This is a genomic window from Endozoicomonas sp. ALB032, from assembly GCF_049310125.1.
In the GTDB taxonomy this organism is placed as follows: Bacteria; Pseudomonadota; Gammaproteobacteria; order Pseudomonadales; family Endozoicomonadaceae; genus Endozoicomonas_A.
This window is the reverse complement of record NZ_JBLYNW010000001.1, coordinates 6,519,701-6,545,577: the sequence shown is the minus strand read 5'-3', so window position 1 is coordinate 6,545,577 and position 25,877 is coordinate 6,519,701. Positions and strand designations below refer to the sequence as shown.

Below are 25,877 nucleotides of genomic sequence, written 5' to 3'. Positions count from 1 at the left end.
GATTGTCACACCCGGCGGGTTTTAATTAAGTGAGTCTGCTGAGGCAGCAGGTAGAAAGCTTGATTGAGGGGCATTTGTCTTTTCACCAGCAGGTGCTTTCTTATTATTGCCCTGTTGCCAGTCGTAGAAGGTTCCGAGAGTGTAAATGTAAGGAATACTTTCTGCATGGGAGAATGACCATTTGGGCAAATTTTCCCTGAAGTATTTCTCCCAGCCATTCTCAAACAGTTTCATGGTGCGATCCCGGCGTTCACGGAACTGCAGGTAATTTTCATGTCGAGTCCAGCCATACAGGGTGTTATTTGCTTTAACGAGGTTTGCATAGGCTTCATCGGTTTCATCGGAGTGTTGGGGTCTGGCAATAGTCGTACGTTTCACATAGTCGTCTGTCGTTTCCCCAACGCCTGTCCAGCGATTAATCTTGTCAAGACTGCGGCCCAGAGGACCACCCAGCCATTGAGTGAGCATCTTGTTGTCGTTCATAAAGAAGTCGAAAGTGAGGCTCGACGCCAGAGCGAATCCGAAGCTCTGAGCGTAGGTAAACCCGGATATCAGACCCTGGGCGTATGCTCCGACAGTGGCTACCGGACCCAGCACCAGACTGGCTGTGACAGAGGCCAGAGTTTTCACTTTTTGTGGTGTCACCCTGTGCAGCAGCGGCACCTGAACTCCCTGTCCTGAACCCATGGATTTCACTATTTCCGGCACCAGACGGGAAATGCTGCGATACATTTGAGGATTAGCGCTGTGCTGCCGGGCAAATAACATAGAGCCGGTTCTCAGCAGAATGACTGAGGAAGCGGCCTTGCCCAATGGCATGGCCAGCCCGCCCACTTCAGAGATTTGTTCAATGCCACTGTGATAGGCATATTGGCCGGTTCGCTCAGGATCAATGCCGTAATGTTGCAACCAGCGCTGGAAAGGTATGAGCATTCTGTGCAGGTAATCACCCCGGTTGGTCAGATCCAGAAGGTAGAGGTACGACATACCTGAGAGAGACAGTTTGGCAGCATTCCGGCTGTCAGTGGTGGTCAGCAGCGGTTTGTAGCTGGAGTAGTACCAGGTGACAGCCTGTACCAGGGAGGCAGAAGGTTTGACCCAGAAATCCGACAGTTGCCGTTCAACTGCGGCGGCATGAGCCTGCTTCAACGTACCATGGACCACCTTGATCAGGTCTGATTCAGACAGGCCAGCAGCATTGGCATAAGGTGTCAGTGTGTCCTGAACATTGGTCAGGAATGCTGCCGTCCTGCGGCCGTTGTCAAAGGCAATATCATCAAGCACGTAATTGGCGATGACAGCAGCGGCGTATTCTTTCATGCCGGCAACAGATTCTTTCATACCCGCCGGACCAGTTGCTGTTATGCTCACAGGAGTAATGGCACTCTGCATGAATTTCTCAACCCCCTTGTCAGACAGCATCTGGACAACGGCTTTGAAGTGGGGCACATTGACGCCGTGTTTGTAGCCGAGGAAGTGTTCAAATTCAGCCACTGTCGGATAACCTTCGACAAATCTGACGGCTTTTATATAGTTCTCAAGTTCAACTTTACTGATCAGACCTTCCTGTAGCAGGGCTATGATCTTGTTGCCACTGGCAGAACGGGTATTGAGGTATTCCGAGAAGCCTTTCAGGTCCCCTGATTCATGTTGGACGTAGTGACTATCTGCTGAGCCCATGTCACGAATTTCTTCGTCGTATTCCTGTGCTCCTGTTTCTATCTCTTGCCTGGACAATTGCACAAGCCTGTGGACTTCTTCCAGGACATTCAGGGTCCGATATCCTGCAGGCTCGTCAGGGCTTTGCGGAAAGCTGGTTTTCAGATTCCTGAAGACCTCCACAATCTGGCGGGTCTCATCAAAGGTCAGAGCGTCTCCGGCCATTGCCTGCAAACGAATGGATGCAAATTCATCGTCAAAATCGAAAGCCGTAAGGAGTGGCATTGGTTTACCGCTCAGGGTTGTTGCCTCTGCCAGAACCATTGCAGCTTCCAGGGCTTGTTTTTTGAGAGGGTTTTGCGTGAATCTTTGGATAGCGTCCAGAACTTTTACCTGTTCCGGCGTGTATTGAAAGGGCCCGTCATCATTGTTGACGGCTTCTTCGGCAGCCTCCAGGACTTTTTTCAGTCTCTCTATGTCTGCTTTCCTAACTTTAATCTCAGCTTTCAGACGACCATGACGGACCAGTTCCTGAATCGGTTGTCGGATCCTGCGGTCGTTAACGCCCAGTTGTCTCTGTGTGTTTCTGAGGGCATTAATCCGTTGTTCATGGGTGCCAGAGGGGGCTGGTTTAAGGCCCAGGGCTTCTTCAGTGGCGTCAAGAGTCGCTTCATGATGATCTGCCAGAGCTTTTTCTGCTTCTGATACAGCTTCTCTTTTCTGATCCAGGGCTGAACTCAGCAGATCCCACTCGAGCTTATTTGAGCTTGTCGATTGCTCATTAATGTTTTCAGATTCGAACATCTCCGGTTCTTTAGGAACGGTATTCGCTCGCGCAAAAATCTCCTGCTCTTTACGAACCAGATTCTTTCGCGCAACAGCTTCTTCAGTGATTGCCTCGGCTAAATCCTTACTTTTCCTGTCGTGCTCACGCAGGAATTCTGTGACCTGGGCGAACTTTTTCCCGGTTAAAGGCAATCCATCCCGCGCTTCATCGATTTCATCGGTTGTGTCCCGGCCATGACTATCTGAATTGTATTCAATAGACATAATGCATTCACCTTCTCCCACTGATTCGGGGTTGGGATGCATCTGGATGTTCAGATGGGTTCTGACTCTCAGTTCCTTCAGGACTTCATCTCGTATTTCTGCACTCTGTTCCAGCAGGAAATTCTCGATCATGAGTAATCGATCTGCATCGGTTTGCTCGTCACCTGCAGGCAGACCCAGCTCAATCTGAATCTTTTTTACCGGCTGATTGTCAGCCGGGTCATCTTCATCCGAGGGATGTTGGAGGTCTGCAGGGCTCTGTGCAGATAGCCATTGTTTGCGACCCATAGCATCCAGTTTGCGATGAGCTGTCTCCAGCTCACTTTCGGCTGCTTTCAGTGCTCGCCTGGCTCCGGCTACTTCACGATCAAGAACGTATCGGGGCTTGGGCCCCAGGCGGGCCATTTGCCTGTCAAGCTCATCCTCAATGGCGGAGATACGCTCATTAACATCAGGTTGACCCGCTTTGAAAACTTCTTCATCCAGCCATTGAAGTTTTGCATTAATCAGGCCGTTCTGGTCGTCGATTCTTTCATGCCCTTTATAGTCCCAGATGTTGAGTTGATGAGCTATTTGATTGTTCCGGATTCTTTTCACAGCTTCATCGTCATAGACTTCGTTGACTTCATCCCGAATTGCCTGAATTCTGGCTGTTAAAGCATCCTTCAGGTCAGACAGGCTGACGTCGTGTTCAAACTTTACCTGCAGAACACTGGCCAGTTCAGTAGTAAAAACCTTGCCCCTTTCTCTGGCAGCAATGTATACAGAAGGGTATATCTCCAGATTGTACTCTACGGCTGCAAGCAAACGATTTTGTTGTTCCCTGGCACGCTGATCCACTTCTTCGACTTTATAGGTCAGACGCCTGGCAATCAGATCAAGCCATTCTTGCCTTCCTTTTTTCTCATCAGGAAGAGTAATACTTTTGTGAGGGCTCTCGACCACGGGTTTGAAGTTTTTCATCATCACCAATGTGTCGTCTTGCCAGAGAATGTTAACGATCTCATCCAGCATCTGTTTTGAGACGTCATCGCCACCAAGTCTTGCACGAACCCTGACAAGTCTTGCTACTCTGTCATCATCTTCATTGACATTGATGTCGAAAACCTGTTCTATGGCTGCCAGTAGGCTCAGAGCCTTTTCCTCTGCCCGCTGTCTGGCGTCTGCGATCTGTGACTTGATGTCGTCAGAAATGGCCTGGCGGCGTTGATACTGATCCTGCTCTTCACTGGGGGGATTCATCTCCAGGGCTTTTTCCACGGCAAGCAGCTTCCCAAGCACCACAGGCGTGGCTTTGGGGTGGCCTGGTGTTCTGATGTCATCCAGTTCTTTTTCCAGATCTCTAAGCCTGAAGAGTTTGGAGCGTATTGTTAACTCCAGGCCGGCGCGATCTTTCAGTGTCTTGTCTTCAGTCAGATCAACATCAGGAACCGCTGCCAGAGCATTTTTTCTGGCCATAGTATAGGAATTCTCTGAATCCTGTTCCAAGGCCATTATATAAAGTTGTTGACGCTGCCGTTGCAGTTGAGCCTCCATTGTATTAAGCCGTTGAATCAGGCGTTCGTGTTGAGCGTCTTTATCTGTATTGCTATCAAAATTCTCAATGTTTAAATGTGCGGCAATGATTGCATAGCGGGCTTTTATTTCAGCGTCTTTTCCAGTCTCTTTGCTGGTGCTCCCTGGCTGCGGGTGCTGTTGAAGGAACTGATGGCGGGCATCCGGATTGTTTTCATTGTTTGGGGTAATACCGTGTTCGCTTTCAATGGCTACCAGTTTTGCTTTTACGGCGTCTTCGTCGGGTGTTGCGGCTAAGAACGGGTTGACTTCAGCAATTCTTTCTCTGATCAGCCTGGCTTGTTCTTCGGGTGGCTGGGCATCATCCCAGTCATCAATACCAAGCTCTGCTGCCAGTTGCGCGTTGCGGGCTTTTATGGCATCTGCTCTGGCATCTTGAACGAGTTGTTCCAGCTCTGGAGTTTGTCTGGCTTCCTGTTGTTGATCCTGGAAAGGTTGTTGAACAATTTCGGTCGCCTGCTGCTTCAGGTGCTGCGCAATGGCTTGGTGACGGGCATTAAGGTCATCTTTATTTTCCGGAACCAGACCGAGATAATTCTCAAAGATAGTCAGCCTTTCCAATACTTCCTGCTCGGGTCGTATAATGTTTTGTTGCAGCCGTTGTTGAATGAACAGAAGGGTGCGCGGATTGATTTTATTGACCGGAGCAATGCCTCGCCAGCCACCAATAGCCGTTGGTTCTGCGGCTAGAGTTTCTTCATCAGGCTGCCCTGTTGCGGCCATCGATCTGTAAATTTCATTAATTATCTTTTGTATGAGTGTGAATTGTTCGTCCAGTGGCAGGGTATCATCCCAGTCATCAATACCCAGCTTGGCTGCTGTATAAGCGTAGTGAGTTTTTCTGGCAATTTTCCTGACGGTAAGAAGTATCCTTTCCAGGTCGGGAACCTGATCGGCTTGCTGCTGAAGTTTCTGTAACCGGTTTTTCAGTTCTGCGTGCTGCTCAAAGTTTTCCAGAAGCCTCTCGTGACGAGCTTTCAGGTCATCTTCTTTATCCGGGACAATGCCCAGCTGAGCTTCCAAGGCCGCCAGCTCATCTTCATTGACCAAAATAAAGCAATCCTTGTTTCCAATGCCCGCCGTTTTTGCTTTTACAGTTTCTTCTTCAGACTGTTCGGTAACCGATGGATTTATTTCCTGGATTTTATTTCTGATGAGTCTGGCCTGTTCTTCGAGTGGCAGGGCATCATCCCAGTCATCAATACCAAGCTCTGCTGCCAGTTGAGCGTTGCGGGCTTTTATGGCACCTGCTCTGGTATCCCGAACGAGTTGTTCCAGCTCTGGAGTTTGTCTGGCTTCCTGTTGTTGATCCTGGAAGGGTTGTTGAACGATTTCGGTCGCCTGCTGCCTCAGGTGCCGATGAATGGCTTGGTGTCGGGCATTAAGGTCATCTTTGTTTTCCGGAACCAGACCGAGATAATTCTCAAAGATAGTCAGCCTTTCCGATACTTCCTGCTCGGGTCGTATAATGTTTTGTTGCAGCCGTTTTTGAATGAACAGAAGGGTGCGCGGATTGATTTTATTGATCGGAGCAATGCCTCGCCAGCTAGCAATGGCCGTTGGTTCTGCTGTTAGAGTTTCTTCATCAGGCTGTTCTGTTGCGGCCATCGATCTGTATATTTCATTAATTTTCTTTTCTATGAGTGTGAATTGTTCGTTGAGTGGCAGGGTATCATCCCAGTTGTCAATACCAAGCTCTGCAGCCATTTGAGCGTTAATCGCTTTTGTGGGCTCTGTTCTGATAATATGAACTTTTGTTTCCGGATTCGGGACTTGTCGAACTTCCAGCAGACGTTTCAGCTTCAGATTTTCCAGATCTTCCAGTTCGACATGAAGCTTTGCAAGCTTATCCTCAATTTTCCGATACTGGCATTGTGCTTTCAGTTTTTCCTTTCGACTGACATAGACTTGCTCCAAAGTGTCCTTTAAGTTGTTTCGAATTCCGAGGAGTTTATTTTCTTCTTCCTGCAGCTTGTCCAGTTTCTTTAACAGCTGTTTGGCCATGTCTCCTATGACTTGGGCAGCAAACTTTTTGTCCTTCTCAAGAGGACCCGTCTGCGCATAGTTTATATCTTTGAAAAAGGGTATAAGATTCTGAAGATTCTGAACAAAATGCAGGTTAATCAGAAGATTTCTAAATGCGGGTCTGAAGCCGAAGTGCTCTACCAGTTGAGTTTGCATCCAGGGCGGCGTGATAACCGCCGAAGCAACTCTGATGTGTTCCATTGTGAATTCAAATTTACTGAGATCCGTCGAGCGAGCTGCACCAGCACTCGCTAATGCCTGCTGGAGATATTCGTAGTCAACAAGCGCACGCATTGCCAGTTTATCTTCGTTTGTGAGCGTCATCGGTTGATCTTCGTGAACTTCAGCCTCGTGCCGCGCAACAAACTCCTCCAATATTGTCATTTGCCTGCTTCGAATGACGTACCGGTAGCTTTTGACATCATGTCTTACTACTTTTGCTGCCACTGCAGGGGCGAGGGCGAGGTCATTAGCCTCAGCTTCTTTCCAGAGGTTATAGAGGCTTTCTACAAAAGCGATATCATCCGGTTTCGGCATCTGACCATGAAAAACGATGACCTCTCCCGGAGCTTCTGTAACTTCCAGCTTTGGATAACCCGCAGGCACGGGATAAACCTTTGCATCATCGTCGGCGTGTACAACATAGCCGACGGGTTTGCTGTGTGCCAAGAGTTCATTAAGCGCCTGCTGTTGTAAATCCTTTCCCGCAACATGAACCTGGTAATAGGCTGAGGTGGCTGCTGCCAGGAGGGCATCGTCGTTGATAAAGAGTGATTGATCCAGCCGCTGTAATTCAGGGGGGTGATCGCCCGAAGCGATAAGACGCATGAAGGTACGTCCGTTCACTGCAACTTTTTCTACCTCAATGGTTGCAAGGGCAACATAGTGATTGCTTGCGCCCAGGTTTCCTGTTCTCTCATAGACAGCTTCCAGTAATCCAACCAGTCCTAAGGGGGCGGCGCTTTTCGTCAAGGGTTCTAATGCTTCAGCATCATCTACCCAATGATATGCACTAACAGCATCAACTGAATCCTGATCGGTCATTCCGGCCCTGACTTCAATGACCAGTTCCGTTTCTTCAAGGTTATGGGTGAACCTGAAGACTCCCTCATTACCTACCTTCAGGATTTTGGTGTATTTCTGAGCAACGTTATTCTCGTCAGTTTCAAACAGATCAACAATGGAAGCGTCGCCATTTAGACCAGAAAGAATTTGTGTAAATGTTAACGAAGGACGGTCAGGGTTTATGCTTATTCTGTCTACAGCAGGGTAGGTGGTCGTAACGGACTTGGGTATTGGCTGCTTGTCATGACCTAAAGTCGGTCGAACCATGATTTCACTATTGGTAAACTCCTTATGCCCATTGACCAGAATATCGATAGATCTGGTCTGCAGCTTCCGATCGGCCAGTGCCTGTGTGCCAATGATGCAAGAGCTGATTACAGCGATTACAGCAAGGCTTAATGCATTGGGGCAAGCATTTGTCATTCGACTACCTCAGGGCTGGTAGATTGATTACCGTGAAAAGTGATTTTCACAGCAGGCAAAGAAGCAACTTAGAATAGACCATGGCTGGCAACCCATACCTTATCTCGCGTGTAAAATCAGTTTTTCACCTGGGGGTATGCATTCCCACGCAGAGCGTGGGAACGAGTTGTATGACCGTGGACTTTTTTATCATCGCCTCGTCGCCATTCGTAGAAAGTTCCGAGGGTATAGAAGTAAGGAACACTTTCTGCATGGGAAAACGACCATTTAGGTACATTTTCCCTGAAGTATTTTTCCCAGCCATTCTCAAACAGTTTCATGGTGCGATCACGGCGCTCACGGAACTGCAGATAATTTTCCTGTCGAGTCCAGCCATACATCGTGCTATTTGCTTTGATCTGATTTGCATAGGCTTCATCGGTCTCACTAAAACCCTGAGGCGAGGCAATAGCCGTACGTTTCAAATACTCATCGTCCGTTTCACCTTCGCCCCACCAGCGATTAATTTTGTCAAGACTACGTCCAAGAGGTCCGCCCAGCCATTGAGTAAGCATCTTGTTGTCGTTCATAAAAAAGTCGAAAGTGAGACTCGATGCCAGAGCAAACCCGAAGGTTTGTGCATAGGTGAATCCGGATATAAGACTATGAGCGTATGCTCCGATAGTGGCTACCGGTCCCAGCACAAGACCAGTGGTGGCAGAAGCCAGAGTTTTCACTTTCTGTGGCGTCGCCCTGTGCAGCAGCGGTACCTGAATCCCTTGTCCGGACCCCATGGACTTCACTATTTCGGGCGCCAGGCGGAGAATGCTGCGATACATCTGCGGGTTGGCGTTGTGCTGTCTGGTAAACAGCGCAGAGCCGGTTTTCAACAGAATGACTGAGGACGCGGTTTTACCCAATGGCATGGCCAGTCCGCCCACTTCAGAGATTTGTTCAATGCCACTGTGGCAGGCATATTGCCCGGTTCGGTCAAGATCAACACCATAGCGTTCCAGCCAGTGCTGGAAAGGTGTCAGCATCCGGTGCAGGTAATCCCCTCTGTTGGTCAGATCCAGAAGATACAGGAACGACATGTTTGAGAGGGAGAGCGCTCTGGCCTGCCAGGCAGTATGGCTTACCAGTAGCGGTTTGTAGCTGGAGAAGTACCAGGTGACAGCCTGTACCAGAAAAGCTGAAGGTTTGACCCAGTCATCATTGAGCTGCCGCTCAACCGCTGCGGCGTGAGCCTGTATCAACGTGCCATGGATAGCCTTGATCAGTTCTGATTCAGAAAGTCCGGCCGCATTGGCATAAGGTGTCAGGGTATCCTGAACATTGGCCAGAAACGCTGCCGTCCTGCGGCCATTATCAAAGGCAATATCGTCAAGAACATAGTTGGCGATGACCGCAACTGCGTACTCTTTCATACCGGCAACCGACTCTTTCATTGCTGCCGGGCCAATCGCAGTCACGGACACTGGTGTAAAGGCACTGTGCATGAATTCCTCAGCACCTTTGTCGGACAGCATCCGGACAACAGCCTTGAAGTGAGGGACATTGACGCCCTGTTTGTAGCCAAGGAAATGTTCAAATTCGTCCACTGTCTGATAACCATCAATTCCTCTGACGGCCTTTATGTAGTTTCCAAGTTCAATCTTGCTGATCAGTCCTTCACGCAGCAGAGCCATGATCTTGTTGCCACTGGCAGAACGGGCGGCGAAGTATTCCGAGAAGCCTTTCAAATCCCCTGGTTCATGCCCGACAAAGTGAATGGCTCTTTCGCCCATGCCGCGTATTTCGTCGTCGTATTGTTGAGCCCCGGTTTTCATCTCATTCCTGGCCCTGGCTGCCAGAGTCTGGACTTGTTCAATGAGATTCCGGGGCTGACCTTCCAGAGGCTCGACAGGGGAGGGCGGTAAGCTCGCCTTCAGGTTTTTGAAGACTTCCACAATCCGGCTGGCCTGGTTAAACGTCAGATCGTCTCCGACCTTTGCCTGCAAGCGCATCGGTGCAAATTCATCGTCAAAATCGAAAGTTGCAAGGTCTGGTATCAGCTTACCGCTGTTTACTGCTGATTCTGTCAGGCCGATTGCAGCATCCAGCGCTTGTTGCCGGAGAGACTGCTGCTGCGTGAAGGTGTTTATAGCGGCCAGAACATTGACCTGTCCCGGTGAGAACTGGAAGGGGCCACCATCATTTTCGACAGCTTCCTGTGCAGCCTTCAGGGTTTCCTTCATTCTCTCAAGGTCTGCTTGTCTGTTTTTAATCTCCCTTTCCAGACGAACCTGTTCCTTGGTCAGTTGCTCGATTTTTCCGCCGGTGCCATCATGTCCACCCAGTTGTATCTGTTTGTTTCTCAGGGCATTAATCCGTTGTTCATTGGTGTCAGCAGGATCTGGTGTAAGACCCACGGCTTTTTCAGCAGCGCCAAGAAGTGCTTCCTGATTCGCCAGAGCCTTTTTCGCAACGGATACATCTTCACTTTTCTGATCCAGAACTGAATCCAGCATAGCTATTTCGTTCTTATGGACGGTTTTAGCCTGCTTAGCGGTGTTTTCAGGGTTGCTAAACAGCTTTTTTTTTCGATCCAGATTCTCCTGTGCAACAGCTTCTTCAAGCAGTGCAAGAGCCACTTCTGCACTTTTCCTGTCGTGTTCATGGAGGAATTTTGTGACCCGATTGTAGTTTTTCCTGGTCAAAGGCAGTTCACCCTCAACTGCATGGGTTTCATCACGACCACAGGTTTTTTCAGAGGCTGTATTGGCACTAAAGTAATCAGCTTCTTCCGGTAAACCGAGCTCACCTTTTATTCGCAGGTTCATGGCTTTTGTGGTTTTCTCAATGACTTCATCGCGTTTTTCTGCACTGCATCCACTCAGGAAGTATTTGATGTCGTCTACTCGCTCTTTGAAGGTTTGCTCATTATCTGTAGCCAGTCCCAACTCAGTCTGAATATCCTTCATTGCCTGATTGAGGGATGTGTCGCCTTCATCCGGAACAGTTTGGAGGTCAGTATGGCTCTGGGCGAATACCCAATTTGTGCTACGAATAGCATCCAGTTTTTGACGAGCAGCTTCCTGCTCACTTTCAGCGTCTTGTACTGCTTGTCTGGCTACTGCAAGCTCACGATCAAGAACGTATCTTGGTTTAGGTCCCAGGCGAGCTATTTGCCTGTCAAGCTCATTTTCAATGGCTTCTGTACGATCATAAATATTAGGCCAACTCATCATGCAAATTTCTTCATCCAGCTCCCGAAGTCTGTCTTCAATGAGGCAAGCCTGTTCATCCTCAGAGGCATCATCTTTATAGTCCTCGATGCACAGAAGACGAGCAATTTCATTGTGTGTCTCTCTTGTGAGATCCTCATTGTCGAAGAGGTTGTTTAGTTCTTCCTTTAATGCCAGAATTTTGCCTCTCAGGGCATCCTTCTGGTCATTCAGGCTGGCTCCTTCTTCAAATTCCACTTTTAGATCCGAAGCCAGTTCAGCAATAAAATCCATGTCTCTTCTTCTGGCAGCAGGATTTTCACTTGTGTCAATGTTCAGCTCTTCCTCTATGGCTTCAAGCATCTTTCTCTCTTCTCTTATGGTGCGTTCATCCAGATCCGGGATTTCGATATAAAAGGAAAGACGCCCTTTAAGTTTCTCGAGTTTTCTTTCCCATTTTTCCCTCACAGGTGGGATGTCTTCTTGCCAGAGGGTATCTTCTATCTCATCCACCATGGATTCTGAGAAATCACCTGTGTCCAGTTTTGTAAAAATCCTCTCAAGCCTTGCTGCTGTGTGATCATCTTTGTTGACATCGATTTTGAATATTTCTTCTACTTTTTCCAGTATTGCCAGAGCCTCTTTCTCTGCCTTCTGCCTGAATTTTGCCATGTACAACTCCATTTCCATAGGAATGGCGTTACGACGTTTATACACATCGTCCTCGCCATTGAGGTCATCCATCTTCAGGGCTTTTTCCAGGGCAGCCAGTTTAGCAAGTACTTCAGGCTTGACTCCGGGGTGGCCCGGGGGCTGACCTATTTCTTCTTCCAGGTCAGCAAGCCTGAGCAGCCTGGAATGTACTGCCAATTCCAGGGCTTTGAGACCTTCTGGTGTGATGTCATCACTCAGCTCAACACCGGGCATCGCTGCCAGAACACCTTTTTTGGCCCGATTGTAAACATCCTCTGGGTCTGGTTGCTCACTCGTTGACGGAACTTTCTGAAGCAGGAGCTCATATTGAGCATACATTGTCTTAATTTGTTGACGCTGACGTTCATCCCGGGCTTTCATTGTCGTAAGTTTTTTAAGCAGTTGTTCCTGTTGAGCGTCAACATTTGTATCGCTGTCAAAATCCTGAATGTTTAAATGTGCGGCAATAGTTCTATAACGGGCTTTGATTTCAGCATCTGTTCTGGTGCCCTGCTGCTGACGAAGGTGTTGAGCGACCAATGCTTGCTGTTGCCCGAGCTGTTGCTTAATGATCTGTCGACGGACTTCGGGGTCCTTTTCGTTGTCTGAGGCCAGACCGAGCTTACTTTCCAAGTCAGTCAGTGATTTCTGAATGGCCACATTGTTCAGTTTTTCCTTTTGTTGCAGCTGTTGTTGAATGGACTGATAGTAGGTATCCAGATCATCTTCATTGTTCAAAGTAATGTCTAACCTGCTTTTAATGGGCGCCAGTCTTGCTTTTACAGCTTCTTCCCATGGCTGTCCTGTTGCGGCATTTCTTTCGTCAGGAGATGTTTTGATTTCAAGAATTTTCTCCCTGATGATTCTTTCTTGTTCCTCCAGTGGCCGGGTATCGTCCCAGTGATCAGTACCCAGCTCTGCTGCCAGTTGAGTGTTGATATCTACTCTTGCTTTTGCTGCGGCATCACGAAGGTTTTTGTCAATCGTTGGAAGTAGATTGACCAGGTGCTGAAGTTGCTGTAGATGACTTTTCTTTGCTTCCAGTTTTTGTTGATATTGACGCTGAAAATGTGGCTGTTGACCCACCTTGGCCAGTCTTAGCAGAAGGTGCATTCGAATGATCTTTTGACGGGCCGCCGGGTCATCTTTCTTAGTTGGAGCCAGACCGAGCTGACCTTCGATTATCGTCAGTTTATCCCCGAATAACTCACCAGTCTGGTCTGGATGTTGTTGCAGATGCTTCAGAATGAGATCAGTGCGACCACCCAGATCGTCTTCATTGTCTGAAACAATGCCGAGCTGGCCTTCAATCGCTGCCAGTGTTTTTTTTGCAGCTTGCTCCGGAGTCAATTCTGTGCCGATAAATGTTGCCGCCACCGACTGGTTTATTTCATCAATTTTCTTGCTGAGGAGTCTGGCTTGTTCTTCTGATGACCAGATATCATCCCAGTCATCAACACCCAGTGCTGCAGCTATATGAGCGTGGCGAGCTTTTGTGACATCTGCTGAAGAATCAGTGACTTGTTCTGCGGTCAGTTCGGCCTCTTTTGCCCGCAGCTTTTCCAGCGTTCTTACCGTCTCAAGCATCTGTGTGGCAATGTCGCCCACAACTTTTTGGGAAAATTTTGTGCCTTTGCCAAGCGCAACCGCGTTTATCATTTCGGTGACATAGGGCATCAGGCTCTGAATATTCTGAATAAAATTATGGTGAGTCAGAAGATTTTTAAGGACGGGTTTGAAGCTGAAGTTTTTTATGAGTTGAAACTGCACCCAGGTGGGCGTGATGACTGATGAAGCCTCCCTGATGTGCCCTGTTGCGAATTCAAATTCATCGGTTTCATCTGGAGTAGCACTGGTTAATGCCTGCTGAAGAGATTCGTAGTAGGTAAGCTTCGACAGTTTATCCAGGTCAAGTCCGGCATCTTGCTGTGTGGCCAACCCGGCAGCAAGCTCTTCCAGCAGCGCCATCTGCCTGCTTCTGATCACGTACTGGTAGTTTTTGATTCTGGCTTTTTTAACTTCTGCAGTGAGTTCTTGAACACTATATACATCCCATAATTCATAGTGGCTTTCGACAAAAGCGATATCGGTCGGATTCTGTTTCTGACCACGGAAAATAATGATCTCCTCCGAAGCCTGTTCCACTTCCAGCTTTGGATAATCAGCAGGCACAGGATAAGCCTTTGTGTCATCCTCGACGTGGACAACATAGCCGACAGGTTTATGGTATGACAATAGTTCATTCAGAGCTTCATACTGTAATTCTTCCCCCAGAACATGAACCTGGGTATAGGCAGTGGTGGCTGCTGCGAAAAGCGCCTCATCATTGACAAAGAGCGATTGACCCAGGTGCTGCAGTTCAGGAGATTGGTCGCCTGCAGCGACAAGACGCATAAAGGTGCGCCCGTCCACTTTCACTTGCTCGACTTCAATACTGGCAAGATGAACGAAGTCATTACTTGCGCCAAGGTTTCCCGCTCTTTCATTGGCGCCTTTCAGCACTCCGGCCAGGTGTTCGGGACGGGCGATTTTTGTCAAAGGTTCTAAATGCAGGTCGTTACCTGATTGAGCACGAACAGTTGCAACTGAGTCAGGATCGATCATCCCGATTCTGACTTCAATGAGCAGTAGGTTGCTTTCAAGGCAATGAGTGAACCTGAAGACTTCCTCATTAGCGACCTTCAGAACTTTGGTGTATTTCTGAGCAACGCTATTCTCGTCTGTTTCAAATTGATCAACACTGGAAACGCTGCCTTCGATGCCGGAAAGAACGTCTGTGAAGCCCCTGGAAGGAACGTCGTAGCCAGCCCTGGCCTGATCCTGATCGGGGTAAGTGGTTGTAAAGGACTTGGGTATTGGCTGCTGGTCATCACCTAAAGTTGGCCGAACCATAACCTCGCTCTGGATAAACTTCACATGTCCATTGTCCGGAAAATCGACAGATTTTGTCTGTAGCCTGCGATCGGCCAGTGCCTGTGTAGCAATGATCGAAGAACTGATTGCAATGGCCGCTGCAAGGCTCAATGCATCGGGGCGAGCAGTTGTCATTCTTCTACCTCAGAGCTGAGTATTTTTATCACCGTGAAAAGAGATTGCTGGCAGGCGAGGAAGTAATTTTTAAAATCGCTCATTCCTGTTCCGGCATGAAACGTTCACCAGACCTGTCATGTTGGTCTGCCAGGGTTGCAGGTGGAAGGCTTAATTGAGAGGCACTTCTCTAATTATGACCGTGAACTCTCTGATCATCGCCCTTTTGCAAACCGTAAAAAGCTCCAAGAGTGTAGAAGTAAGGAATACTTTCTGCATGGGAGAATGACCATCTGGGGACATTTTCCATGAAGTATTGCTCCCAGCCATTGTCAAACAGTTTCATGGTGCGATCACGGCGTTCGCGGAACTGCAGATAATTTTCCTGTCGAGTCCAGCCAGGTATCGTGTTGTTGGTCTTTACACGGTTTGCATAGGCTTCATCGGTTTCACTGAAGCCTTGAGGTGAAGCAATAGCCGTACGTTGCAAATATCTATCTTGCGTCTCCCCCAGGCCTGTCCAGCGATTAATCTTGTCAAGACTCCGGCCCAGAGGCCCGCCCAGCCATTGAGTGAGCATTTTGTTGTCGTTCATAAAAAAGTCGAAAGTGAGACTAGACGCCAGGGCGAATCCGAAGGTTTGTGCATAGGTGAACCCAGATATAAGTCCGTGGACGTATGCTCCGACAGTGGCGACCGGACCCAGTACCAGGCCGGTGGTGGCTGAAGCCAGGGTTTTCACTTTTTGTGGAGTCATCCTGTGCAGCAGCGGTATCTGAACTCCCTGTCCTGAACCCATGGATTTCACTATTTCCGGCACCAGCCGGGAAATGCTGCGATAACTATGAGGATTGGCATTGTGCTGTCGGGCAAATAACATAGAGCCGGTTTTCAATAGAATGACTGAGGACGCGGCTTTACCCAATGGCATGGCCAGCCCGCCCACTTCAGCGATTTGTTCAATGCCATTGTGGCAGGCATATTGCCCGGTTCGGTCAGGATCAACACTGAAGTGTTCTAGCCACTGCCGGAAAGGTGTCAGCATCCGGTGCAGGTAATCACCCCTGTTGGTCAGATCCAGAAGATAGAGGAACGACATGTTTGAAAGAGACTGCTCGGCAGCCTGCAAGGTTGTATGGGTCGCCAGTAGCGGTTTGTAGCTGGAGTAATACCAGGTCACAGCCTGTACCAGGAAGGCGGACGGTTTGACCCAGTAATCCGACAGCTGTCGTTCAACTGCTGTGGTGTGAGCCTGTATTAATGTGTTGTGGATAGCTTTGATCAGGTCTGACTCAGGCAGGCCAGCGGCATTGGCGTAAGGTGTCAGGGTTTCCTGAATATTGCCCAGAAATGCTGCCGTTCTGCGGCCATTGTCAAAAGCAATATCATCAAGAACATAGTTGGCGATGACTGCAGCTGCATACTCTTTCATGTCGGCAACAGATTCTTTCATACCCGCCGGGCCAGTGGCAGTGAGGGGCACAGGGTTAAAGGCCATCTGCATGAATTCCTCAGCACCTCTGTCGGACAGCATCTGGATAATGCTATTGAAGTGAGGCAAATTGATGCGGTGTTTGTAGCCCAGGAAATGTTCAAATTCATCCACTGTCTGATAACCATCGACACCTCTGACGGCCTTCATGTAGTTCTCGAGTTCAACCTTGCTGATCAGACCTTCACGCAGCAGAGCGATGATCCTGTTAGCACTGGCATAGCGGGCAGCCAGGTAGTCCGGGAAGCTGTTCAGGTCTCCCGGTTCATAGTTGACGTAGTGAATGGCTGTTTTGGCCATGCCGTGAATTTCGTCGTCGTATTGTTTAGCTCCGCTTTGCAGCTCATGCCTGGCGCTGTTTACCAGCTGCTGGATTATTTTCAGGACATTCGAAGGCTGATTTTCCAAAGGCTCAAAAAGGGGGGCCGGGAAGGTCTTCTTCAGACTCTTGAAAATTTTCACAATCCGATTGGCCTGATCAAAGGTCAGAGCGTCTCCGACCAATGCCCGCAGGTGAACCGGCGCAAATTCTTCGCCAAAATCGAAAGTCGTAAAGTCGGGTATGGCCTCACCGCTTTGCAGGGCTAATTCTGCCAGACCCATGGCGGCTTCCAGGGCCTGTTTCTTGAGTGAGTGCTGCTGCGTGAAGGTGTGGATAGCGTCCAGAACTTCTGCCTGCTCCGGCGTGTACTGGAAGGGGCCGTCATCATTTTCGACGGCTCTCCCGGCTGCCTCAAGGGCATCTTTCATTCTCTCAATGTCTGCTTTCCTGACTTCAATCTCAGCTTTCAGACGGGCCTGTTCCCGGGTCTTGCTGCCAGTACTGTCATCACCGTCCGGTTGTAACATAGCCTCCAGTTTTTGATGAGCAGTTTCCAGCTCACTTTCAGCTTCTTCTATTACCCGACTGGCTCTGGCTAGCTCACGATCAAGAACGAATCGGGGTTTAGGTCCCAGGTGAGCCATGTGCTTGTCAAGCTCATCTTCTATGGCTGCGATACGCTCATTAACGGTAGGCTGACCGGCAAGGTAAACTTCATCATTCAGCTCTCGGAGTTTTAGTCCAATCAGACTTTGCTGGTAGATGAGATCTTCATCTTCTTCATAACCCTCGATGTTGAGTGGACGAGCAATTTCATTGTTTGTATCTTTTCTGGAACCTCTATTGTCACAGAAGCCTTCTACTATGTCCCTTAATGCCCGGATTTTTTCTCTCACGGCATTCTTCTGGTCATCCAGGCTGGTATCTTTTTTTAATTCCAGTTTCAGATCATCGGCCAGTTTAGCAACGAAATGCTTGCCTCTTTCTATAGCAGCAGTGTTTTCCCTGATGTCGATGTTCAGCTTGTTCTCTACAGCTCTAAGTATCTCTTTCTGTTCTTCTATGGCTCGCTCATCCACTTCTTCGACAAAAAAGGCGAGAGTCCCATCAATTCCCTCGACTTTTACTCCTCTTATTTGGTACATAGCATCTTCCCAGATGGAATTACCTTTCAGCGTTTTTTCAGTGATTTCATCGTCCTTAAGCCTGGCACGAATCCTGTCAACTCTTTCTGTGTTGTCATCACCTTCATTGGCTTTTATGTTGACTGCTTCTTCTAATTCTTCCAGTATCTCCAGGGCCTCTTTCTCTGCCGCCTGCCTGGCCTTTGTGATAGATGTCTGAATTGCCTCGGAAATGGCGCCACGACGGTAATAGACATCGCCCTTGCTATTGAGGTCATCCATCTCCAGGGCTTTTTCCACGGCAGCCAGTTTCTCAAGGACTAACGGCATGGCTCTGGGGTGGCCTGGTGTTCTGATGTCTTCCAGTTCCTGTTTCAAATCTGCAAGACTCTGATGCATTGCTTCTATCTGTGGAATGTGTTTTGCCAATGAGTCGTCTTTACTCATTACGATACGCAAAATCGCTGCGATACCGTCTTGCATGAATTTGACGTCAGGTTTTTTCATATCGCCATCATCATTCAGTGTCTGGATTTTCTGAAGCAAACTTTCTTGAATGGGGTTGAGTTGAGCATTCGTTGACTGCAGTTTGTTAAGCAGGTGTTTTTGTTCGTCATTCAGTCTATAAGCATGCTGTATTTCAGCAGTCAGTGACTCAATTCTCTGAAGCAGATGGTCTTCCTGAACGTCAATGTCTGCGTTGTTATCAAAATCCTTAATGTTTAAATGAATAGCGAGGGTTGCATAACGGGCTTTTATTTCAGCTTCGCTGTCAGCCTCTTTTCTGGTGCTCTGTTGCTGAAGGTGTTGGGTCTGGTGGCGGGCTTGCAGATCAGCTTTGTTGATTGGGGCGAGCTGACTTTTAATGGAAGCCGGATCGCAGATATCATCAATTTTCTTCAAGAGGTTTTCGACTTGTTCAACTTCTGGTTGGGTGTCATCCCAGTCATCCATGCCAAGTTTTTTTGCTATTTTAGAATGGCGAGCATTTATGGCTTTTAAATTGGCATTAGAAACTTGTTGTTCCAGCAGAGGGAATTGCCTGACCTCCTGCATAAGTGTCTTTACCAGAGTTTTCTGATCTTGCAGCTTAGCAAGAGTCCATGCATGTTTAGCCTTAACTTTCTGATAAATTTGTTGCCATTCCAGTTTTTTCTCATCACTGGCATCGGCTCTATCCGATTCAATCTCTAATTTATATTTGAGCACGAGGAGCTCGGCTTCTGCACTATATAGTTCATCCAGCTTGCTGAACATCTCAGCCATCTGTCTGGCCCTTTCACCCAGAACTTTGGAAACAAACTGTTCGTCGTCGTATAAACCGTCAGTCTTTAATTTGACGACAACGGGTATATGATCGACAATCTTCTGAACAAAATTCTGATTAGTCAGAAGATCTCTGAGTACGGGTTTGAAGCCGAAATGTTTTTCAAGTTGATTGTGCATCCAGATGGGTGTAATGAACGACGAAGCGACTCTGAGGTCTTCCAGTGTGACTTCAAACTCCCTTATTCTATGTTTTTTATCTGGAGTGGCACTGACCAATGCCTGATCGAGAGATTCATAGAATGCAAGCGCACGCATCGCCCGTTTATCATTGTTTGAAAGTGTCGTCGGTTGATCCTGATTGAATACAGCATTCTGCCGTGCAGCAAACTCCTCCAGCACTGTCATCTGCCTGCTTCGAATGACGTACTGGTAGGCTCTGACCTGATGGGTTTTAACTTTTGTTAATACTGCAGGGGAGGGTAGGGGACCCTCAGCTTCCTGCCATAGGTCATAGAGCTTTTCTACAAAAACGACATCATCCGGATTCAGCCTCTGACCATGGAAAACAATCACCTCCCCCGGAGCTTCTGCTACTTCCAGCTTCGGATAACCCACAGGCACAGGATAAGCCCGTGAGCCATCCTTGACGTGTACAACGTAGCCAACGGGTTTGTTGTGTGCCAGCAGTTCATTAAGAGCTTGCTGTTGTAACGCTTCTCCCAGGACATGAACCTGGATATAGGCAGAAGTCGCTGCTGCCAGGAGAGCATCATCATTGACAAAGAGTGAATGGCCCAGACGCTTCAGTTCAGGTGGCCGATCACCCCCTGAGACAAGACGCATGAAGGTACGCCCACCCACTAAAACCTTGTCTACTTCAATGCTGGCCAGGGTAACATAGTGATCACTTTTGCCCAGGTTTCCCGCTCTCTTCTCAGCACCTTCCAGCAGCCAGAGCAGTTGCGCGGATCTGGCGATTTTCGTTAACGGTTCCAATGATTCCATGCCAGTCAATTGAAAACGGACAGCCGCAACTGAATCCGGATCGGTCATTCCGCTTCTGACTTCAATGACCAGTTCTTTTTCTTCAAGATTATGGGTAAACCTGAAGATTTCCTCATCACCCAGCTTCAGGACTTTGGTGTATTTCTGAGCAACGTCATTTTCGCCTGTTTCAAACAGATCAACACTGGAAACACCCCCACAGAAATGAGAAGCAAAACCTATAAAACTTTTAGCCGGCATGGCATAGCCTGCACTGACATCAGTGTAATAAGAGTAGGTGGTCGTAAAAGATCCGGGTATTGGCTGCTGGTCATCACCTAACGTTGGCCGAACAATGATCTCACTCTGGGTAAACTCCACATGTTCATTGTCTTTAATATCGACAGCTTTTGTCTGCAGCCTGCGATCGGCCAGTGTCTGGGTACTAATGATGAAAGAACTGATCGCAACAGCCACTGCAAGGCTTAATGCATTGGGACAAAACTTACTCATTCTACTACCTCAGAGCTGAGAATTTTTATAACGGTGAGCTGTGATTGCCATTGCAGGCGAAGAAGCGACTTTTAATCGCTCGTGGCCGTCAGAGGGCCACGATTGCAGGTAGAAATATTTCTCTTAATGATCATGAACTTTCTGAATATCGCCCTTTTGCCACTCATAGAAGGCACCCAGAGTGTAGGAGTAAGTGACGCTTTCTGCATGGGAGAACGACCATTTAGGTACATTTTCCCTGAAGTATTTTTCCCAACCATTGTCAAACAGTTTCATGGTGCGATCACGGCGTTCACGAAACTGCAGATAATTTTCGTGTCGAGTCCAGCCATACATACTGTTGTTTGCTTTAACACGACTAGCGTATTCTTCATCCGTTTCACTAAAGCCTTGTGGCAAAGCAATAGCGGTACGTTGCAAATACTCATCGTCCGTTTCACCCACGCCCCGCCAGCGATTAATTTTGTCAAGACTACGTCCAAGAGGTCCACCCAGCCATTGAGTGAGCATCTTGTTGTCGTTCATAAAAAAGTCGAAAGCGAGACTCGACGCCAGTGCGAATCCGAAGGTTTGAGCGTAGGTGAATCCAGATATAAGACTATGAGCGTATGCTCCAACAGTAGCTACCGGACCCAGCACGAGTCCGGCGGTGGCAGAAGCCAGAGTTTTCACTTTTTGTGGCGTCGCCCTGTGCAGCAGCGCTACCTGAATCCCTTGTCCGGACCCCATGGACTTCACTATTTCGGGCACCAGACGGACAATGCTGCGATACCTGTGTGGGTTGGCGTTGACCTGTCTGGCAAACAGCATAGAGCCGGTTTTCAGCAGAATGACTGAGGACGCGGCTTTGCCCAATGGCATGGCCAGTCCGCCCACTTCAGAGATTTGTTCAATACCCCTGTGGTAGGCATATTGCCCGGTTCGGTCAAGATCAACACTATAGCGTTCCAGCCAGTGCTGGAAAGGTGTCAGCATTCTGTGCAGATAATCCCCCCTGTTGGTAAGGTCCAGCAGATAGAGGTACGACATGTTCGAGAGGGACAGCGCGTTAGCCTGCGAGACAGTGTGAGTCGCCAGTAGCGGTTTGTAGCTGGAAAAGTACCAGGTGACAGCCTGTACCAGGAAGGCTGAAGGTTTGACCCAGTATTCCTTTAGCTGCCACTCAACTGTTGCGGCATGAGCCTGCATCAGGGTGTCATGGATAGCCTTGATCAGGTCTGATTCAGACAGGCCGGCAGCACTGGCATAAGGTGTGAGGGTGTCCTGAATATTAGTCAGGAAGGCTGCCGTCCTGCGGCCATTTTCAAAGGCAATATCGTCAAGCACGTAGTTGGCGACGACTGCGGCTGCGTACTCCTTCATGCCGACAATCGACTCTTTCATACCCGCCGGGCCTGTTGCCGTTACGGTCACAGGAGCAAAGACACTTTGCATGAATGCCTCGGCACTCTCATCGGACAGCATCTGGACAACCTTCCTGAATTCAGGCACCTTGACGCCGTGTTTATTACCAAGGAAGTGCTCAAATTCAGCCACTGTCTGATAACCGCCGACACCTCTGACGGTCTTCATATAGTTTTCAAGTTCAACCTTGCTGATCAGGCCTTCACGAAGCAAAACCATGATTTTGTTACCACTGGCAGAACGGGTAGCGAAGTATTCAGAGAAGCTTTTGAGGTCCTCCGGTTCATGCTCAATGAAGTGAATGGCTCTTTTTCCCATACCACGAATTTCGTCGTCGTATTGTTGAGCGCCTTTGCCGATCTCATTTCTGGCCTTGTACACCAGTCTCTGGATTTCTATCAGGGCACCCTGATGCCAATCGACTTTCGTCCTCAGGCTCTTGAAGATTGCCACAATCCGACTGGCCTGATTAAACATCAGATTGTCTCCGGCCATTGCCTGCAAGCGAATCGGTGCAAATTCATCGCCAAAATCGAAAGTTGTAATGTCGCGTATTACCTTACCGCTTTTTGCCGCTGACTCTGCCAGAGCTATTCCGGCTTCCAGAGCTTGTTGCATGAAAGGGTGCTGCTGTATGAAGGCTTCCATAGCGGCCCGAACTTCTGCCTGTTCCGGCGTGTACTGGAAGGAACCGCCGTCATTTTCGACGGCTTTCTCTGCAGCCCTGAGGACTTCCCTCATTCTCTCAATGTTTGCTTTTCTGGTTTCAATCTCACCTTTCAGACGGGTTGATTCCTGATTTGCTGGTGCAGCAGCCCCTCCAGGTATTGCATCGGTTTCATCCATACCTTCCCTGTCGTGCTCACGCAGGAATTCTGAGATCTGAACGTATTTTTTTCTGGCTAACGGCAGTTCACCCGATGCGTTATCGACTTCATTGTGACCATGAGCAGCCAGCCTGCGATAAACTGTCTCTAGCTCAGCTATAGCGTCTTCTATCTCCCGTTTGGCAGTGGCTACCTCTCGATCAAGAACGTATCTGGGTTTAGGACCCATTTGAGCCATTTGCCAGTCAAGCTCATTCTCAATGGCTGCAATGCGCTCGTTAACGTCAGGCAGACCTGCATTCATAACTGCTTCATCCAGCTGTCCGAGTTTTTTTTCAATCAGACTGTTCTGGTCGTCGATAATGGCATCTTCTTCATAATCCTCAATGTTGAGTTGATAAGCCATGTCATTGTTTCTGGCTCTTCTGACACCTTCGTCGTCGCCGGTCTGGTATAGCTCTTCTATTAATGCCTCAATTTTTTCTCTTAGTGCCTCACTCTGTTCAGCAAGGCTGTCATCCTCTGCAAATGCTACATTCAGATCTCGGGCCAGTTTAGCAGTGAAAGCCTTGCCTCTTTCCCAGGCAGCAAGATTTTCACGAGGATGGATGTACAGCTTTTTCTCTACAGCTTGAAGCAGACCTGTCTGTCGTTTTTTGACTTGCTTATCAAGGTACGAATCTTCGACTTTATAGTTAAGAATTGCACAAAGCTTCCTGATTCTGAGATCCTTCTTGTTCAGGGCTGTGCTTTCTTCTTGCCACAGGGCCTGATCTATCTGATCCAGCAAGTGTTCAGGAAGATCTTCGCTGTCAAGTATTGCATGAACCCGGGCAAGTCTTGCTATCTGGCCGTCCTCTTCATAGCTTTTTAGGTTGAGTGCTTTTTCTGCGGCTTCCAGCAGGTCGGCCCGTTGTTTTCTGGCAGGCTTATTCGGGTCGGGGTTTTCGGCTTTATAGTGAAGGTTCGCATGAAGCTTGATGAGTTTGAGATCCTTCATGTCCAGCATTCTGCGTTCACGGTACAAGATAATGGTTTCTATCCCAAACAAAATTCTGTCCAGTATCCTGTTTGAGAGATCACCCTTGTTAAGTACTTTAACAATCCTGGTGAGTCTTGTTTTACTGTAATCCTCTTCATTGGCTTTGATGTTGAGTTCTTTTTCAACCACATCCAGCATGTCCCGGGCCTCTTCCTCTGCCCTCTGTCTGGCGTCTTTGATATATTTCTGGATGTCTTCAGAAATGTACTGACGATGAAGATAGACATCGTCGTTTTGATCAAAATCAGGCATTTTCAGAGCTTTGTGCACGGCACTCAGTGTCTCAATGACTTCAGACCTGATCCTGGGATAGTCTGGTGTTCTGATGTCATCCAGTTCTTTTTTCAGAGCAACTTTTCTGGCACTGATTTGAGAATCTACTAAATTGATCTGAGCCTTCGCTGCCTGAAGACTGCGAATCAGTTGTCCTTCTTGCTCATTCAATGCCTTGTATTTCAGAAGCAGAAGCTCTTGCGGAACGTCAATATCCTCATTGCTATCAAAATTCTCAATGTTTGCAAATCGGGCTTTGCCTGCAACTTCTTTTTCAGCCACTTCGTCAAACTGTTCTGTTACGGCCTCCGCCTGGTGGGTGTCATGAATTTTTAATTTTTCGTTTAGCTCGGCGAGTTGTGCCTCTTTTGCCTGTTTTTCTGCCAGTGCGCAGTCAAATTCAACCCGCTGCCTGAGTGACATGTCGTTGATGACTTTTGAGGCAAACTGTTCGTCTTCACCGGGATTAGCGACCTGCGCCCGGTAGTTATCGCTGATATCGGGGATCTCTTTCTGAATATTCTTAACTAAGTGCGGGTTACTCAGAATATTTCTGAGTATGGGGTTGAAGCCGAAGTTTTTCAGGAGATGATCATAGATCCAGAATGGCGTGATGAGCGACGAAGCGACTCTGATGTGTCCTAACGTTAATTCAAATTCATCGCCATTATCCGGACTGGCACTGATCAATGCCTGCTGGAGAGATTCATAGTATGCAAGCATACACAGTTGAAGCTCCAGCACTATTTCGTTAAATTCAGCACCGGGATTTGCAGCCATGGCCTCGAGCAATTCCATCTGCCTGTTTCGAGTGACGTACAGGTAGCTTTTGACCTTGTCTTTTTTTACCTGTGTTGATACATCAGGGGGAGGGTCGGCATAAAAAACAGGTTCATACCAGTGCTCATAGAGTCCTCTTACAACGGCGATCTCGGTCGGATTCTCCTTCTGACCACGGAAAACAATCTTCTCCCCCGAAGCTTCAGTCACTTCCAGTTTTGGATAACCGATAGGCACCGGGTAAACCTGCCTGTCATCCTCAACGTGTACGATATAGCCGACGGGTTTATGGTACGACAACAGTTTGTTGAGAGCTTTATGTTGTAAATCTTCCCCCAGAATATGAACCTGAGCATAAGCAGAAGTGGCTGCTGCCAAAAGCGCCTCATCATTGACAAACAGCGATTGCCCCAGACGCTGGAGTTCAGGGGGCTGATCGCCCGAAGCAATAAGACGCATGAAGGTGCGCCCGTTCACTGCAACTTTTTTTACTTCAATGGTGGCAAGGGAAACATAGTTATCGCTTGCGCCAAGGTTTCCAGCTCTGCCATGGGCAGCTCTCAGCACTGCGGCCAATTGCTCGGGACTGGCGACTTTCGTTAAGGGTTCTAATGGTTGGATATTGCCTGATTGAGAACGAACTGCCGCAATTGAATCCTGGTCGGTCATACCGCCTCTGACTTCAATGACCAGTTCATATTCTTCAAGGTTATGGGTGAACCTGAAGATCCCTTCATCAACCACCTTCAGGATTTTGGTGTATTTCTGAGCAACGTCATTTTCGTCGGTTTCAAACAGATCAACACTGGAAACACCACCCTCAATGCCGGAAAGAACATCCGTAAAGCCTTCAGAAGGAACCTCATAGCCCGCTCTTGCCTGAGTCTGATCGGGGTAAGTGGTTGTAAAGGATTTAGGTATTGGCTGCTGGTCATGACCTAAAGTTGGCCGAACCATAACCTCACTATGAGTAAACTCCTCATGACTGATGCTCGAAACATCGACAGATTTTGTCTGCAGCCTGCGATCGGCCAGCGCCTGTGTAGCAAGGATGGAAGAGCTGATTGCTACGGCCACTGCCAGGCTAAATGCATTGAGGGGAGCAGTTGTCATTCTACTACCTCAGAGCTGAGTGTTTTTATTGC

4 protein-coding genes are annotated in these 25,877 nt (G+C 48.3%); all 4 read right to left on the bottom strand.

Features of this window, described 5'->3' with window-relative positions; genetic code table 11:
* Positions 1–21 precede the first annotated feature (21 nt).
* Entirely contained in the window at positions 22–7,797 is a 7,776-nt protein-coding gene (locus ACO6VG_RS24045) for a hypothetical protein (RefSeq protein WP_422475997.1), read from the bottom strand.
* Between the two features lie 116 nt (positions 7,798–7,913).
* Positions 7,914–14,723, bottom strand: coding sequence for a hypothetical protein (locus tag ACO6VG_RS24040; protein WP_422475995.1), 6,810 nt, complete (start codon positions 14,721–14,723; stop codon positions 7,914–7,916).
* Between the two features lie 169 nt (positions 14,724–14,892).
* Positions 14,893–20,406 carry a hypothetical protein gene (locus ACO6VG_RS24035; protein ID WP_422475993.1) on the bottom strand — a complete coding sequence of 1,838 codons (5,514 nt, stop codon included), beginning with the start codon at positions 20,404–20,406 and terminating at the stop codon, positions 14,893–14,895.
* A 123-nt stretch (positions 20,407–20,529) separates the two neighbouring features.
* Positions 20,530–25,845 (bottom strand): hypothetical protein, encoded by a 5,316-nt coding sequence (locus tag ACO6VG_RS24030; RefSeq protein ID WP_422475991.1) that lies wholly within the window; start codon positions 25,843–25,845, stop codon positions 20,530–20,532.
* Between the last annotated feature and the right edge of the window lie 32 nt (positions 25,846–25,877).